12 protein-coding genes are annotated in these 15,211 nt (G+C 65.6%); 6 read left to right on the forward strand and 6 right to left on the reverse strand.

Translation table 11 applies throughout. The features are described 5' to 3' along the window. Window positions 1–95 precede the first annotated feature (95 nt). Window positions 96–800 (forward strand): tRNA (adenosine(37)-N6)-threonylcarbamoyltransferase complex dimerization subunit type 1 TsaB, encoded by a 705-nt coding sequence (tsaB, locus tag HNO53_RS04275; RefSeq protein WP_209476533.1) that lies wholly within the window; start codon window positions 96–98, stop codon window positions 798–800. Further along, entirely contained in the window at window positions 797–1,510 is a 714-nt protein-coding gene (locus HNO53_RS04280) for a class I SAM-dependent methyltransferase (RefSeq protein WP_209476535.1), read from the forward strand. Before tsaB ends, HNO53_RS04280 begins: the two co-directional genes overlap by 4 nt. A 110-nt stretch (window positions 1,511–1,620) precedes the next feature. Here the strand turns inward: HNO53_RS04280 and plsB are convergent, their stop codons facing one another. After that, window positions 1,621–4,062: a glycerol-3-phosphate 1-O-acyltransferase PlsB gene (plsB, locus tag HNO53_RS04285; protein ID WP_209476537.1), complete on the reverse strand. Its 2,442-nt coding sequence runs from the start codon at window positions 4,060–4,062 to the stop codon at window positions 1,621–1,623. A gap of 123 nt (window positions 4,063–4,185) precedes the next feature. Between plsB and HNO53_RS04290 the strand changes: the two genes are divergently transcribed. Next, window positions 4,186–5,307 (forward strand): phospholipase D-like domain-containing protein, encoded by a 1,122-nt coding sequence (locus HNO53_RS04290; RefSeq protein WP_209476538.1) that lies wholly within the window; start codon window positions 4,186–4,188, stop codon window positions 5,305–5,307. 69 nt (window positions 5,308–5,376) lie between these two features. Here the strand turns inward: HNO53_RS04290 and HNO53_RS04295 are convergent, their stop codons facing one another. After that, complete coding sequence (locus tag HNO53_RS04295) at window positions 5,377–6,039, reverse strand: YecA/YgfB family protein (protein WP_209476540.1); 663 nt, start codon at window positions 6,037–6,039, stop codon at window positions 5,377–5,379. A gap of 84 nt (window positions 6,040–6,123) precedes the next feature. On the opposite strand from HNO53_RS04295, the gene HNO53_RS04300 reads away from it, so the two are divergent. Together HNO53_RS04300 and acs are read left to right on the forward strand one after the other, a co-directional pair. Beyond that, on the forward strand, window positions 6,124–6,693 hold the full coding sequence (locus tag HNO53_RS04300; RefSeq protein ID WP_209476542.1) for a SprT family zinc-dependent metalloprotease: 570 nt from the start codon (window positions 6,124–6,126) through the stop codon (window positions 6,691–6,693). A gap of 150 nt (window positions 6,694–6,843) precedes the next feature. Further along, on the forward strand, window positions 6,844–8,790 hold the full coding sequence (acs, locus tag HNO53_RS04305; protein WP_209476544.1) for an acetate--CoA ligase: 1,947 nt from the start codon (window positions 6,844–6,846) through the stop codon (window positions 8,788–8,790). A 63-nt stretch (window positions 8,791–8,853) separates the two neighbouring features. Here the strand turns inward: acs and ku (HNO53_RS04310) are convergent, their stop codons facing one another. The 4 genes from ku (HNO53_RS04310) to ligD are packed head-to-tail and all read right to left on the reverse strand — an operon-like array spanning window position 8,854 to window position 13,613. Continuing rightward, entirely contained in the window at window positions 8,854–10,050 is a 1,197-nt protein-coding gene (ku, locus tag HNO53_RS04310; protein WP_209476545.1) for a non-homologous end joining protein Ku, read from the reverse strand. After that, entirely contained in the window at window positions 10,043–10,819 is a 777-nt protein-coding gene (gene ku, locus HNO53_RS04315; RefSeq protein WP_209476547.1) for a non-homologous end joining protein Ku, read from the reverse strand. Before ku (HNO53_RS04315) ends, ku (HNO53_RS04310) begins: the two co-directional genes overlap by 8 nt. Then, the gene (locus tag HNO53_RS04320; protein ID WP_209476549.1) at window positions 10,819–11,022 is read right to left on the reverse strand and encodes a hypothetical protein; all 204 of its coding nucleotides are present in this window, start codon (window positions 11,020–11,022) and stop codon (window positions 10,819–10,821) included. Before HNO53_RS04320 ends, ku (HNO53_RS04315) begins: the two co-directional genes overlap by 1 nt. A gap of 32 nt (window positions 11,023–11,054) precedes the next feature. After that, the gene (gene ligD, locus HNO53_RS04325) at window positions 11,055–13,613 is read right to left on the reverse strand and encodes a DNA ligase D (RefSeq protein WP_209476550.1); all 2,559 of its coding nucleotides are present in this window, start codon (window positions 13,611–13,613) and stop codon (window positions 11,055–11,057) included. A gap of 294 nt (window positions 13,614–13,907) precedes the next feature. Here ligD and HNO53_RS04330 point away from each other — a divergent pair, with 294 nt between their 5' ends. Next, on the forward strand, window positions 13,908–15,197 hold the full coding sequence (locus HNO53_RS04330) for an ATP-grasp domain-containing protein (RefSeq protein WP_209476552.1): 1,290 nt from the start codon (window positions 13,908–13,910) through the stop codon (window positions 15,195–15,197). Window positions 15,198–15,211 lie beyond the last annotated feature (14 nt).

The raw sequence follows: 15,211 nt of genomic DNA on the forward strand, positions 1-15,211 counted from the left end.
GCCCGCTTCGGCGGGCCATCGTCGTCATGGGCCATCGTCCCGCGTCACGCGGCGGCGTATAATGGTCCGCCCATGCCCTGACCCGACGCTTTCCTATGCCGAACCTGCTGGCCCTCGATGCCTCCTCCAGCGCCTGCTCCGCCGCCCTGCTGATCCAGCGTGGTGGCGGCGAACCGAGGCTGGTGTCCCGTTTTGCCCTGACCCCCCGCGAACATACCCGCCGGCTGCTGCCGATGGTCGACGAGGTGCTGGCCGAGGCGGGCGTGACCGCCGCCGAGCTGGACGCCGTGTCCTACGGTCGTGGCCCCGGCTCCTTCACCGGGCTGCGCATCGCCGCCGGCACGGCCCAAGGGTTGGCCTACGGCCTGGACCTGCCGCTGCTCGGCGTGTCGACGCTCGAGGCGCTGGCTTTGGCGGCACATCGGCGTCACGGCGTCGAATATGTCGTTACTGCCATGGACGCACGTATGGGCGAGATCTACGTCGCCGCCTGGCGTTGCCAAGATGGGGCGATCGAGGCGCTGCGCGAGGAGGGGGTCATGCCACCTCAGCGACTTCAACTGCCTGAGATGGCCGAGCGGGTCGGGTGGTACGGCATTGGCTCCGGCTGGTCATTGTGGGAGCAGATGCCGACCGAGGTGCAGTCGAGTGTCACCCAGCGCGACGTCGAAGCCGAGCCGGCGGCCGAGGAGATGGTGCTGTTGGCCGCCCGGGACCATGCGCAGGGTATTCGCCCTGCCGCCCATGAAAGCCAGCCGATCTACCTACGCGATCAGGTGGCGTGGCAGAAGGGCAAATGAGCTTCGTCAGTGCGCGTTCGGGCCAGGTGAGCGACGGACTCGAGCTTCTGCGCGAAGGGGATGCGCTGGTGCTGGCGGGCGACCCGGCTCGCTACGGCAAGCCGCTGCGGGTCGACTTCGCCGAAGGCCGGGCCGCGCATCGGCGCCGCTTCGGTGGTGGCCGCGGCCAGCTCATCGCCCGTGCCTGCGGCCTTGCTTCAGGCATTACCCCGAACGTGATTGACGCTACCGCCGGCCTGGGGCGCGATGCCTTCGTGCTGGCCAGCCTCGGGGCCGAAATACTGCTGATCGAACGCGTGACGGCGATTTACGCCCTGCTGGAGGACGGCCTGGCACGTGCCGCCGATGACCCCGAGGCGGCAGCGATCGTCGCCCGCATGCACTTGGCGCATGGCGATGCCACCCGCGAACTCGCCGCGTTGGTCGCTGCCAGCCCGGTGGCGCCTCAAGTGATCCATCTCGACCCCATGTTTCCCCATCGGGAGAAATCGGCGCTGGTCAAAAAAGAGATGCGCCTGTTCCGCGAGCTCGCCGGCGACGATGACGACGCGCCGCGGCTACTCGAGGCGGCACTGGACGTTGCCACCCACCGCGTGGTGGTCAAGCGCCCGCGCAAGGCGCCACCCATCCAGGGCCGGGCACCGCAGCACGTCATCGAAGGCAAGACCAGCCGCTACGACCTCTACGTCCACCGCTCGCTCAAGGCCTAAAGCTACTAAGTAAATTGCCCTCAAGCGTTACTGGAAAGCGCTCAGCAATGGGCGAGCGAGATGAAGCGAAACGCAGCGATTCGCTCCAGAAGCATTGACTATGTGTTTCCCTATCCGTGGCTGACGAGCTGCAGTCGGTGCCGCAACGCCGGATCGTACAGCTCGCCGGTGCGCTGCGCGGCGCTGCGCAGCCGCTCGTCGAACCATAGACGTTCATCCTGCTCCCAGATCCAGCCTTCGGCTTCCAGGCTTTCGATCAGGCTGGCGAACAGCTTGTGGTCGAAGAACTCCGGCGCATCGCGGCCGGTTAGCAAGGCCAGACGCTCGGTCAGTTGCTGGCTGCGCTCGGCGAGGGCGTTGCGCCCCAGAGTGCCGGCCGGCTGGCTGAGCAGCAGCGCAAGGAGCAGGTAGCCGCGCTCCAGCGAGGGCTGCATCAGCCTCGCCAATAGGCGAAGTTGCTCGCCGGCCTCCAGTGCCGCGGGCCGTTGCCAAGCGTCGGCATGACGGTGCAGCAGGCCCTGCTGGCAAAGCGCGTCGAGCATGGCGGGCAAGGCCTGGGGCAGTGCCACCGGGTCGAGGAACAGCTCCCGCGCCAGAATCGGCCAGGGGGGGCCGAGCTGCGCCTGCAGGCTATCGAGATCATGACGCGGTGCATGGCGGAAGGCGAAGGCGGTCAGGCCGGCCAGGGCGAAGAGGTGCAGGACGTTGTTGCGGTACCACACCAGCAGACTGGCCTGCTCCGCCGTCGCCGTCACGATGTCGCCCAGCGCATGGGGGCGGCGCTCGACCATCCCCAGTGACACGACCTCACCGATCCACTCGTCGGGTTCGCCTTGGGGCAGGCTGACGTTCTGCCCTCCGGGGCTGTGACGCTGCAGCGCCGTCAGCAGAGCGAGCTGGCGCGACATCAGGCTGGCTTCGATGGCGTGATGCGGCGTGGCCAGCAGAACCAGTGCCACCAGATTGACAGGATTGAGTGCCGCCGCGGCGTTGATACGCCGGGCCAGCTCGTCGCCCAGCCGCGGCACGGCCTGGTTGAGCCAGGCTGGCTTGGCCTGAGCGAGGTCGTCCCTCCAGCCCGGTGTGGTGTCTTCCAGCCAAGCGCCGAGTGGCAGCGGCTCACCGACATTGACCGCGACCTTGCCGAACGGCTGGCGCAACTTGCCGAGGACCCGCAGCAGGGCCAGCGGGGATTCCTTGCGCTTCTTGCCGCCGCGCAGCTCGCGCTGGTAGCTGGCGCTCTCGATGATGCGCTCGTAGCCGACATAAACGGGCACGAAGGCGAGCCGGGGGGGGCTGCTGCCTGCTGCGCTGCGGCGAAACGAACGCAGCGTCATCGACAGCATGCCGGGGCGCGGCGTAAGCATGCGCCCGCTGCGCGAGCGGCCGCCCTCGATGAAGTACTCCAGCGGGTGACCGCGCTCCAGCAGGCGATGCAGGTACTCGTTGAAGACGGCTGCATAGAGCGGCTTGTCGCGGAAGCTGCGGCGCAGGAAGAAGGCCCCGCCGCGGCGCAGCAGCGGGCCGATCAGCGGCATGTCGAGGTTGCGCCCGGCGGCGATGTGCGGCGGCATCAGGCCGTCGCGGTAGAGCACGTAGGAGAGCAGCAGGTAATCGATATGGCTGCGGTGACAGGGCACGTAGACCAGCGTATGGTCGCCGGCCAGCGCCTTGACCCGCTCGAGGCCGCGTACCTCGACGCCGTCATACAGCCGATTCCACAGTCGGCGCAGCAGGCCGTCCATGAAGCGCAGCACCGGGTAGGTCATGTTCGAGGCGATCTCGCGACCGTAGCGCAGGGCTCGCCGCTGTAAACGCTCCGGCGAACGCTTCTCGGCCGGTGCCAGCTCGCCGATGACGCGTCGCACCTCGGGGCTGGTGGCCACGCCTTCGATCAGCGTGCGGCGGTGGGAGAGGTCAGGACCCAGTACGCGCGTGCGCATGCGCCGGAAGTGAACGCGCAGCAGGCGGGCGCTCTTGCGATTGGCCACGGCGGGCCCGCGCTCGTCCAGCAGGTCGCGAAGCTCGAGCGGCGCGCCGAAGTGCACCTCGACGCTCTTGCCGTTGACCAGCACCGACAGCGCCCGGCGTAGCTTGCCTGTCAGCTGCCAGCTGTCGGCCGCCAGAAGGTGCCAGAAGCCGAAACGCTTGCCCGGTGCCCGCCCCCAGAACACGCTCACCGGAACCAGTTGGATATCGGCCTCGGGATTGTCAGCGAGGTATGCCAGGGCCTGGTGGAAAGGGGCCTCCAGGGCACGGCTGCGGCGCCATAGCCGGCGTTGCCTGACAGGCAGTGCGACACTGGCCGGGAGATCGAGAGCCTGCAAACGGATCCTGCCTCGTGCCGATGGCAGCCCATGGCGCTGGCACAGCACGTCGAGCAACAAGGCGTCGGAAAGCGCCGGGTGGGGCAGCACGTAGAGGGTGGGGAGCGACGGGTCGAGGGACAGGTCGCTGGGCTCGGGCTCGATGAGGCGGGTCCCGACCCAGGCCTTGATCAAGCCCTTCAATGGGGCGCGAAGTGCAGCGAACAGAGTATGGGTTAGGGCCATCCGATTGCCTCGACGTCGAACCGAGGGGCCAGTATAGCCATGCTGCCCTGGGCGGGTCAGGTGCTTTCCCTTGATGGGCAAAACGTGCGTCAATCAGGTAAGGCAAGGAGACGGGAGGCAGCCATGCATGGCGTGTGGCGGGATGGCAATCGGTTCGAGCTTCTGGCGGAGTCGTCGCGCTTTCTGCCGGCGATGTTCGCGGCCATGGAAGAGGCGCGCCGCTCGATCCTCGTCGAACTCTACCTGATGGAGTCGGGGCAGCTGGCCACGGCGCTGATCGATGCGCTGTGCCGGGCCGCTCAGCGTGGCGTGACGGTCGCGCTGATGCTGGACGCCTACGGGGCCATGGGGCTTGGTGGGGAGGACCGCCGGCGCCTGGAGGAGGCCGGTGTGGCACTGCGGCTGTTCAACCCGCTGGGGCTGCGTTCGCTGACCCGCAACCTGACCCGCGATCATCGCAAGCTGGTGGTGGTCGACGGGCAGGTCGCCTTCACCGGCGGCTTCGGTGCGGTGGACGAGTTCCTCGAGGCCTGGTACGAGGTCGCGGTGCGGATCGAAGGACCGGTCGTCGCCGATTGGGTACGGCTGTTCTCGCGGGTATGGGATTCGCCGATGACGCGCGGCGCCGGCGATGCGGCTCTGGTACGCCACTTGCAGCTCGGGTTCCACCCACATGAGGACTACCACGCCATGCGTGGCCGCGTGGTGTGGGGGCAGGGCTATCGCTACCAGGCCATCCGCCACTCGCTGTATGGCCGGGTGTCGTCTGCCCAGCGCCGCATCTGGCTGTGCACGCCCTATTTCGTGCCCACCTTCAGCCTGCGCATGCGCTTGGCCCGTGCGTCTCGCCGCGGCGTCGATGTGCGCCTGTTGCTGCCCGGCCAGGGCCACGACCACCCCTGGGTGCGCTATGCCGGCCAGCGCTTCTACCGGCGCCTGCTGCGCGCCGGCGTGCGCATCTTCGAGTTCCAGCCCACCTTCATCCATGCCAAGTTCTCGCTGGTCGACCAGTGGTCGAGCCTGGGCTCGTGCAATTTCGACCACTGGAGCCTGCACTGGAACCTGGAGGCCAACCAGGAGGTGGAAGACACCCGCTTCGCCGGCGAGGTGGCCGCACTGTTCGAGCGCAACTTCGCCGCCAGCCACGAGATCACCTACCGGGCCTGGGTGCGGCGCCCGCGCTGGCAGCGCTTCAAGGAGTGGCTGTTCGGCAGCTTCGATGCCTGGCTGACGCGGCTACGGTGACGGCCAATTGCGCTTGGCCATACGGCGTGACCCCATCATCGATGTACCCTCCCGTTGTTGATCACCCTATTAGCGCTTGCCGCCCGGTTTGCCCTTGCCGGGGCTGCGGCCGGCGGGCTTCTTCTTGCGCGGCATGGGCTTGGGCGTCTCCGGAGGCACGCGGTAGTGCAGGTAGAGATCCAGCACCAGGTCCGGCAGTTGTCCGGCCAGCGATTCCAGGCGAGCAGTGTCCGCCGTCATGTCGGCCATGTCGGGTTCGTCGTCGAACAGAGCCGAAAGCGCCATGAAGGGCAGCAGCAGGGTGGCGACCGTCTCTTCGTCCTGTTCGAACCAGGCGGCTTCGTCGAGGAATACGCCTTCCATGAAGCCGGCGCACCAGTCGCCGATAGGCGTCTCTTCCGGGGCCGTACCGTCCAGGGTCAGTTCGAAGGGCAGTTCGGGCAGGCCGCCCTGTTCCAGGGTGTCGATGGCGTTGCCGCGAAGTTTCTCCAGCAGGCCTAGGATCTCACTGCGTTCAGCAGCGTCGGCAAAGGCCGGTTCGCCGTGGAACAGCTCGGCCACCCAGGTGGTGGCTTCGATCTCACGAGGCGCCACGGCCAGGGCGACGAGAAAGCCATGGGCCGAGATCAGGTCCAGGGCATCGGGGTCGACGCGCTCGGAGTCGAGAAACTCGTCGAGGCGCTCGAGTTCGTCGTCCTCGAGCAGGGGCTGGGGCAGGGGCGTATCGGACATCGGGCCTCTCGCATGGCATCGTGAAGGCGGATCGTGGCCGCGTTGGGCTGGACAGCGCCGTGGCGGGACGTCATTTTAGCACCCATGAAACGACATGCGCTCCCTGATCCCTGCCCCGAGTGGCTGGCAAGTCTCGACGATGCAGCGCTTGAGCGTGCCCTGCTGGAACGGGTGGAGGCCGCCTGGCAGCTGTGTCGCCACTATCATCCCGAACTGCCCCGGCCCAGGGTCTGGAGCGACCTGCGTGGCAAATGCGCCGGTCAGGCCCACTACGGCCGCGGCGGGCTGCGCTTCAACCCGGTACTGTATCGTGAGAATCGCCATGCCTTTCTCAGCGAGGTGGTGCCGCATGAAATGGCCCACTGGCTGGTGCGGCACCTGAGCGATGGTCATCGGGCCAGGCCCCATGGGCGCGAGTGGCGTACCGTGATGACGCGACTGTTCGGGCTCGAGCCGCGGGTGACGCATCGCTTCGATGTGGGACGCGCAAGCCCCACGCCGTATCGCTATCACTGCGGCTGCCAAGCGCATTTCTTCACCTCGCGGCGCCACTCGCTGGCGCGCAACGGGCGCCGCTATCGCTGCCTGTCGTGTGCTCAGACGTTGGTCTATCAGCCCTTTGGGGAGCATGGGAAAACTACTACAAATGGCTGATTCATAACGGAAAAATCCTGATACCAATGTCTAAGAGTTAGGCCCGCTCCGAGGGTATATGCTGGAAGGCGAATCTGAAGCCGGCGCAACGACAACAAGGCAGCCGGTCACATCCACCGTGAGGGTGCATCTCCTGGAAGAGGCTAGCCAATGACCGATCAGCACGTCTATCCGGTACGCGACGACATCGCCGCCAACGCCTGGATCGATCGCGAGAAATATCAGGCCCTGTACAAGCAGTCCGTCGACGACCCCGAGGGCTTCTGGGCCGAGCAGGCCAAGCGTATCGACTGGATCAAGGCGCCGACGAAGATCAAGCATACCTCCTACGATCCGCACAACGTCGACATCCGCTGGTTCGAGGACGGCACCCTGAACGCCAGCGTGAGCTGCCTCGACAGGCACCTGGCGACACGTGGCGACCAGACAGCGATCATTTGGGAGGGCGACGATCCCAAGGATGCCAAGCACGTCAGCTACCGCGAGCTGCATGCCAAGACCTGCCAGCTGGCCAACGCGCTCAAGGAACTCGGTATCGGCAAGGGCGACGTAGTCACCCTCTACATGCCGATGATTCCCGAGGCGGCGGTGGCCATGCTGGCCTGTGCCCGCATCGGCGCCGTGCACTCGGTGGTCTTCGGCGGTTTCTCACCCGATGCCCTGGCCCAGCGCATCATCGGCGCCGATTCCAAGCTCGTCATCACCGCCGACGAGTCGGTGCGCGGCGGCAAGCAGGTGCCGCTCAAGGACAACGTCGACGCCGCCCTGACCCGCAAGGGCACCGAGGTGTGCGAGAACGTGCTGGTGGTCAAGCGCACCGGCGGCGAGATCGAATGGAAGGAGGGCCGCGACCTCTGGTACCACGATCAGGTCGACAAGCAGGCGACCGACTGCCCGGCCGAGGAGATGAACGCCGAGGATCCGCTGTTCATCCTCTACACCTCCGGTTCCACCGGCGCGCCCAAGGGGCTCAAGCACACCACCGGCGGCTACCTGGTCTATGCCAGCCTGACCCACCAGTACATCTTCGACTATCAGGACGGCGAGGTGTACTGGTGCACCGCCGACGTGGGCTGGGTCACCGGCCACAGCTACATCGTCTACGGGCCGCTGGCCAACGGCGCCACCACGCTGATGTTCGAGGGCGTGCCGAGCTATCCGACCCACGGTCGCATGGGCGAGATCGTCGACAAGCACAAGGTCAACATCCTCTACACCGCACCTACCGCCATCCGCGCGCTGATGGCGCATGGCGACGACGTGATGGACTCGAGCAAGCGCGACACGCTGCGTGTGATGGGGTCGGTGGGCGAGCCGATCAACCCCGAGGCATGGGAGTGGTACCACCGCGTGATCGGCAACTCCCGGTGTCCCATCGTCGACACCTGGTGGCAGACCGAGACCGGCGGGATCATGATTTCGCCGCTGCCTGGCGCCATCGACCTCAAGCCGGGTTCGGCCACACTGCCGTTCTTCGGCGTACAGCCGGCGCTGCTCGACAGCGAGGGCAACGTGCTCGAGGGTGCCGTGGACGGCAACCTGGTGATCAGCGACTCCTGGCCCGGTCAGGCGCGCTCCATCTGGGGCGATCATGATCGCTTCGTGCAGACCTACTTCTCTACCTACAAGGGCTATTACTTCACCGGCGACGGCTGCCGCCGCGACGAGGACGGCTACTACTGGATCACCGGCCGCGTCGACGACGTGCTCAACGTCTCCGGCCACCGCATGGGCACCGCCGAGATCGAGTCCTCGCTGGTAGCCCACGAGGCCGTGGCCGAGGCCGCCGTGGTGGGCTTCCCGCACGACATCAAGGGCCAGGGCATCTACATCTACGTGACCCTGACCGATGGCGTCGAGCCCAGCGACGAGCTCAAGAAGGAACTGACCCAGTGGGTGCGCAAGGATATCGGCCCGATCGCCTCGCCTGACGTCATCCAGTGGGCGCCGGGGCTGCCCAAGACCCGCTCGGGCAAGATCATGCGTCGCATCCTGCGCAAGATCGCTGCCAACGAGACCGATGGTCTGGGCGATACCAGCACCCTGGCCGATCCGAGCGTGGTCGACGATCTCATCGAGAATCGCGCCAACCGCTGATTTGTCCAGCGCTTCTAGAATGGCATGAACGACCTAGCCGGCCTTCGGGCCGGCTTTTTCGTTTCAGCGTGCGCCGGCGACGGCCTTGGCCAGTTCGGCCTTGCTCATGCGGCTGCGGCCTGGCACGTCGAGCTTTCGGGCGCGTTCGTAGAGTTCATCACGGGAGAGATTCTGCAATTCGGCAAGCCCGGCGCTGCGGCGCTTGCCGCGTGGTGCGGCCTTGCCGTCGTCCTGACCGGCTGCCTTCTTGCCCGCGCCGTGCTGGCCTGAGGGGCGCTTCTTCGTCTCGCTGCGCTTGGCCGTCGGCTTACCGCGCTTTCTCGGTTGGCTCTCGCCGTCATCGTTGCGCACCTCCTGGCCGGGAGGGCGTCCTTCGGCCAGGCTCTGCTTGAGTACCTGCATCAAGTCGATCACTTCGCCGCCCTGTTCCGGATCGACGTCTGGCTCGTCTTCCTTGCCCAGGGCGATCACGTCCTCGCCGCGCTCTAGCTTCTCTTCGGCACGCGCGATGATGCGCTGGCTCTGCCGGTCCTGCAGCGCCTCGCGTTCGAGCTCTTTCTCGCTGAGCGCCTCGATGGACTGCTGCATCGCCTTCACCCTGTTCTTGTCGACCTTGGGCGGCTCGGGAAGGTCGATGTCGTCCGGAGTGCGAAGTTCTTCGGCGAAGCGCAGCGTCTCGGCGCGCAGGATGCCTTTCTCGGCGATGATCGCCACCAGGTACTCCTTGCCACGCATGACGAAGGTGGCAATGCCGGCGCGCCCGGTGGCCTCCATGCTTTCCGCCAGCAGGCGGTAGGCCTTGGTCACGCCCTTGTCGGGGGTCATGAAGTAGGCGCGCTCGAAGTACATCGGATCGATCTCGTCGAGGCCGACGAAGCGCTTGAGGTCGATCTCCTGGGATTTCTCTGGTGCCAGCGAATCGAGCTCGCGATCCTCCACCACGACGAATTCGTTCTTCTCGACCTCGTAGCCGCGGATCAGCTCGTCGTAGTCGAGCACTCGCTCCTCCTTCTCGCAGAAGTAGCGCCGCGCCAGCGGTGTGCCGTCGCTGTCGACCATGCGCAGCGACACCGGCTTGGGGCGGTTGGCCGGGTAGAGGTTGACCGGCAGGCTGACCAGGCCGAAGGTGATGGTGCCCGACCACAGCGGGCGCGGGCCGCTGGCGTGAAAGCGCTGCTTCTCCTCGCCATGAGCCGGCTCGTCCTTCTTCTTCGTCTTGCGCTTGTCCTTCGGCTTGGCTTTCGATTTCGGGCTAGGCACGCTTGCGCTCCTTCTTCAGGCTGGCCTCGAGCGCCTTGGAGAGATCGTCGGAAGCTTCGCGCCGGCGAATCGGGGTGACCTTGACACTCTTGCCGCGCCGTTTGGCCTCGATCAGCTCCAGCACCCGCTCGCGGTACTCGTCGTGATATTCGTCGGGATCGAACCCCGCCTCGAGCATGCCGATCAACTGGCGTGCCATGTCGAGTTCCCTGGCGTCGAGTGCCTTGCCCTTGGGTGGCTCCAGTGAATCGACCGGCACCACCTGCTCCTCGTGGCGCAACGACATCAGCATGGGTACGCCGCGATGCAGGCGCAGGGCGCCGAGGTAGCTCTTCTTGCGCATGACCCAGCGCGCGAGGCCCTCCTTGTCGCTGTTGCCCAGCGCCTCGGCCAGGGCGAAATAGAGCGACTCGCTGCCATCCGGGCCGAGGAAGTAGGGGCGGTCGTACCAGCGGTGATCGATCACCTGCGGTGGCATGAAGCGGATCACTTCGATATCGCGGCCCGAGTCCGGCTCCAGCGCTTCGAGTTCCTGCTTGTCGAACACCACCAGGCTGCCCTCGTCGGTGCGATAGGCGCGGCGGGTCTCGGCGTGGGGTACGATCTGCTCGGTGTCGGGATTGACCATGGCCTGCTTGACCGGCGAGCGGTCCTTTTCGTGCAGCAGGCGGAAGTGCACGCTGCGATCCTGTACCGCAGAGTAGAGCTTTACCGGTACCTCCACTTCACCGAAGCGGATCACGCCCTTCCACATCGCTCTGGCTGCCATCAGCCTTTCCCCCCATGGTTTACGCCTTCTTCATGGCATTCGGGGCACAGCGTCTCGCGGCTCTCGAAGCGTGTTTCGACGCAGATCGGACAGATCGGCCGATCACAATAGATGCAGTGATAGCCCGCCTCGTAGTGAAAGGTGCGCAGACAGAACTGGCAGGTCTCGGGACCGGATTCCATCCACCAGGGCACTTCGCTCATCTCGTTCCTCCCGCTCCTGACCCAGACTGCCGTCACTTCACGCCCACGGCCTTGAGCAGATCGGCTTCCAGCGGGCGTGCCGCCTCGTCGAAACCCGCCCAGGGGTCCTCGCGGAGGGCCGATAGCCGGCGACGCAGATTCTGTACGTTGTAGCGGTCGGCACGCAGCGCGGCGTTGAGTTCGTCCCAGCGAATCGGTACCGCCACCGGGGCGTTCTCGCGTGCGCGTACCGTGTAGGAAGCTACCGCCGTGGCACCGCGACCGTTGCGCAGATAGTCGATGAAGATACGCCCTTCGCGCTTGGCCTTGGACATGTTGGTGGTCAGCCGCTTGGGGTCATCCTTGGCGTGTGCTTCGGCCATCCCCTTGGCGAAGGCCTTGGCCTGATCCCACTCGGCGCTGGGCACGAGCGGTACCACCAGGTGCAAGCCCTTGCCGCCGGTGGTGCGCAGGAACGCCGTGAGGCCCAGCGATTCGATGCGCTCGCGCAGGGTGCCGGCAACACGCAAGATCTCCTTCCACGCGATACCTTGGTCCGGGTCGAGGTCGAACACCAGGCCGTCGGGCTGCTCGAGGTGGTCGATGCGGCTGCCCCAGGGGTGGATCTCCAGCGCACCGGCCTGGACCAGGCCGATAAGGTCGGCAGCCGTTTCGACGTAGACGTACTCGGCGCTGCCTTTCTTCTCCGGCACGTCGATGCGCGGCACGCTGTCGGGAATGGCGGTGCGCGGGTGCTTCTGGAAGAAGCATTCGTCGTTGCGTCCCTGGGGGCAGCGCACCAACGACAGTGGCCGGCGGACCAGATGGGGCAGCACCCAATCCTGAATCTGCTCGTAGAAGCGCGCCAGGTCGAGCTTGGTCAGGCCCTGCTCGGGGAACAGCACGCGGTCGGGGCTGGTGAGACGAACGCCGAGCAGCGAGGTCTCGTCCTTGCGCTTGCTGGGAGCCGGCTTGTCGGGCTTGGTATCCTGCTCCGGCGTGCCTTCGGCGGCCATTTCCTTGGTCGGGGTCATGCGGATCTCCTCGGGGTTGCGGTCCTCGCGCAGGCCGCGAAAGGCAGGGTGGCGCAGGCGACCGTCGCGGGTGCGCTCGGTGAACTCCACTTCGATCACGATTTCCGGCCGCACCCAATGTACCGAGCGGCTGTCCGGCACGCTGCCGTGGAAGGGCGAGCGTTTCACTTCGAGTTCCTGCAGGGTGGCGCTGAGCTGCTCCAGCAGCCGATTGTTGAAGCCGGTGCCCACGCGCCCGGCATAGGCCAGGCCCTGCTTGCCGTAGGCGCCCATCAGCAGCGAGCCGAAACCGCTGCGCGAGCCGCCGGGGTCGGTGTAGCCACCGATCACGAACTCCTCGTGGCTGACGCACTTGACCTTGAGCCAGTCGCGGCTGCGCTTCTGCCGGTAGTGGCTGTCGGCGCGCTTGCTGATGATGCCCTCGAGCCCCATCTGGCAGGCGCGTTCATGGAAAGCCGCGCCTTGTGCGTCGAGATGGTCGGAGTAACGGATGGTGCCGGTGCCCGATGCCATGTCCGCCACCTCGAGCAGCGCCGCGAGGGTGCGCTTGCGCTCCAGCAGCGCCACATTCTGTAGATCGTGGCTCTGGAGATAGGGCAGGTCGAAGAGCTGGTAGACCAGCGCGGCGGTACGCCCGCTGGAGAGTGCTTCCTGCAGGTCACCGAAGCGGCTGACTCCATCCTTGCCCATGGCGACCACTTCGCCGTCGAGCAGCGCCGAGTCCACCGGCAGCGACTCGAGCGCCCGGGCGATCTCGGGGAAGCGGTGGGTCCAGTCCTTGCCGTTGCGGGTGATCAGGCGCACGTCACCCTTGTCGAGGCGGGCGAGCAGACGGTAGCCGTCGAGCTTGATCTCGTGGACCCACTCGCCCTGGGCCGGCACCTCGCGGGCCAGAGTGGCGAGCTGCGGCTTCACTTCTTTTGGCAGCCTGGCCTTGCGTGCGCCGTCGAGTCGGCTGGGGTCGGGTGGGGCAAGCGTGGCCTCACCCGCATCGTCGGCCGAGCCCCAGGTGTCATCACGATCCTCGGCGATCTCGCGCATGCTGCGCCCGCTGGCGACGCTCGCGTCGAGTTCCACCGTGAGCGAATCCTCCATGCGCGCCCTGTCGTCGTGGCGCTTGATCATCAGCCAGTTGCGCCCATGCTTGTCCTGGCGCTTGCCGCTCATGCGGGTCAGGGTCCAACTGCCCTTGAGCCGCTCGCCGTCAAGCTCGATATCGATTCGATCCGGCTTGGCTTTGCCCTTGAGCTGCCAGGTGCCGCGGTCCCACAGCATGACGGTACCGCCGCCGTAGGCCTTCTCGGGAATGACCCCTTCGAAGTCGGCGTATTCGAGCGGGTGATCTTCCACCTCGACGGCCAGGCGCTTCTCGCCGGGTTCGAGGCTGGGCCCCTTGGGCAGGGCCCAACTCCTGAGCACGCCATCCTGCTCCAGGCGCAGGTCGAAGTGGTCGTGGCTCGCCGCATGCTTGTGCATCACGTAGAGGTTTCCCGTGGCGGCTTCACCTTGAGCCTCTCCAGCGGGTTCCCGGGTGCGCGTGAAGTCGCGCTTGCGGCGGTATTCCTCGAGTCGTTCCATCGGCTCCATCCTTGGCCGCTGTACTCAGGCAACGAGTCCTGCCTCTCAGCCTAGCCGCGCTCGAGGCAAGGGCCAAGTACACGGGCGCGGCAACCGACTACCTGGCTGCAGCAGTGGGTCTTGTAAGAAGTAGATGGGACTTTGCGTGCCGTTTTGTTTCCCCGGGGTTTGAAAGGGTAAAGAATCGCTCAGGTTATGGAACCTTGGACGTCGCCTACTTATCTTGAGGTGTGTATGGAAGAGAGGAGAGCCCATTACTGGGCTTTCCAACGATACTGTCATGGAGATAGACGGATGAAGCGGAACATCTTTGTCGTGGCTCTGGAAGACCAGCAGCGCCAGGAGCTGGAAACCCTGCGCCACTCGGAAAAGTTCAAGGTACACAGCCTGCTGTCGGTCAAGGAGGCCGTAGAAGCCCCAAGCTTCTCCTTCAATACCCTGCTGGACGAGGCGCGTAGCAAGCTCGAGGCGTTTTATGGCTCCGTTGACGCCATTGTGGCGCAGTGGGACTTTCCCACCAGTGTCATGGTTCCCATCCTGTGTCGAGAGTACGACATTCCCTCGCCTTCGGTGGAGAGCGTACTCAAGTGCGAACACAAGTACTGGAGCCGGCTCGAGCAGCAGAAAGTCGTTCCCGAAGTGGTACCGGCGTTCTGTGGCGTCGATCCCTTTGCGGAGGACCCGCTCTCTCAGGTCACGCTGGACTATCCGTTCTGGCTCAAGCCGGTCAAGGCCTTCTCCTCGCATCTGGGCTTCAAGATCGAGAACGACGAGCAGTTCCATGAAGCCATCAAGGAGATTCGCGAAGGCATTCGTCAGTTGGGCGATCCGTTCAACGAGGCGCTGAATCATGCCGAGCTGCCGCCGGAAATCCAGCACATGGACGGCAATTCCTGTATCGCCGAGCAACTCGTCGCAGGCGTGCAGGGCGCTCCGGAGGGGACCGTTTATCGCGGTGAATTCAACGTACACGGCATCATTTCCCAGCCCAGCACGGAAATGAGCGATGCTCCCTACGACCGTATCGAATACCCAAGCCACCTGCCGGAGCCCATCCATCGTCAGATGATCGATGTCTCCAAGAAGTTTCTCGAGCATATCGGTTACGACAACGGCTGCTTCAACGCCGAGTTCCTCTGGGATGAGTCGCAGGACAAGCTGTGGCTGATCGAGGTCAACACGCGTATCTCCCAGTCCCACAGCGAGATCTTCATCATGGTCGATGGAATGTCGAATCATGAAGTGGCCATCGATATCGCCTTGGGCGAGCGTCCCTCCCTGGCCAATCGCCTGGGCGAGCATGCCGTCGCCGCCAAGTGCTTCATCCCCTACAAGCATGAGGATGGTATCGTCCGGCGGGTGCCGAGCCGTGAGGAGATCGAGGCGCTTGCCGAGCGCTTTCCCGGCACCAAGGTGCGGCTCGACGTGCAACCGGGCGACCGTCTGGGCGATCTCATGCACCAGGACAGCTTTAGCTATCGCCTGGGAACCCTCTATGTTGCAGGGGAGGATCACGAACAGGTCGATCAGCGCTACAAGGCTTGCCTGGAGGCGCTCCAGTTCGAGATCGAACCCATTGAATGAACCAGCAAGGAGGC

The organism is Billgrantia antri (genome assembly GCF_017868935.1).
In the GTDB taxonomy this organism is placed as follows: Bacteria; Pseudomonadota; Gammaproteobacteria; order Pseudomonadales; family Halomonadaceae; genus Halomonas; species Halomonas antri.

Bases quoted from the DNA above. Each gene is read 5' to 3' on its own strand.
- tsaB (WP_209476533.1), top strand. From the start codon at position 96: ATGCCGAACCTGCTGGCCCTCGATGCCTCCTCCAGCGCCTGCTCCGCC.
- HNO53_RS04280 (WP_209476535.1), top strand. From the start codon at position 797: ATGAGCTTCGTCAGTGCGCGTTCGGGCCAGGTGAGCGACGGACTCGAG.
- plsB (WP_209476537.1), bottom strand. From the start codon at position 4,062: ATGGCCCTAACCCATACTCTGTTCGCTGCACTTCGCGCCCCATTGAAG.
- HNO53_RS04290 (WP_209476538.1), top strand. From the start codon at position 4,186: ATGCATGGCGTGTGGCGGGATGGCAATCGGTTCGAGCTTCTGGCGGAG.
- HNO53_RS04295 (WP_209476540.1), bottom strand. From the start codon at position 6,039: ATGTCCGATACGCCCCTGCCCCAGCCCCTGCTCGAGGACGACGAACTC.
- HNO53_RS04300 (WP_209476542.1), top strand. From the start codon at position 6,124: ATGAAACGACATGCGCTCCCTGATCCCTGCCCCGAGTGGCTGGCAAGT.
- acs (WP_209476544.1), top strand. From the start codon at position 6,844: ATGACCGATCAGCACGTCTATCCGGTACGCGACGACATCGCCGCCAAC.
- ku (WP_209476547.1), bottom strand. From the start codon at position 10,819: ATGGCAGCCAGAGCGATGTGGAAGGGCGTGATCCGCTTCGGTGAAGTG.
- HNO53_RS04320 (WP_209476549.1), bottom strand. From the start codon at position 11,022: ATGAGCGAAGTGCCCTGGTGGATGGAATCCGGTCCCGAGACCTGCCAG.
- ligD (WP_209476550.1), bottom strand. From the start codon at position 13,613: ATGGAACGACTCGAGGAATACCGCCGCAAGCGCGACTTCACGCGCACC.
- HNO53_RS04330 (WP_209476552.1), top strand. From the start codon at position 13,908: ATGAAGCGGAACATCTTTGTCGTGGCTCTGGAAGACCAGCAGCGCCAG.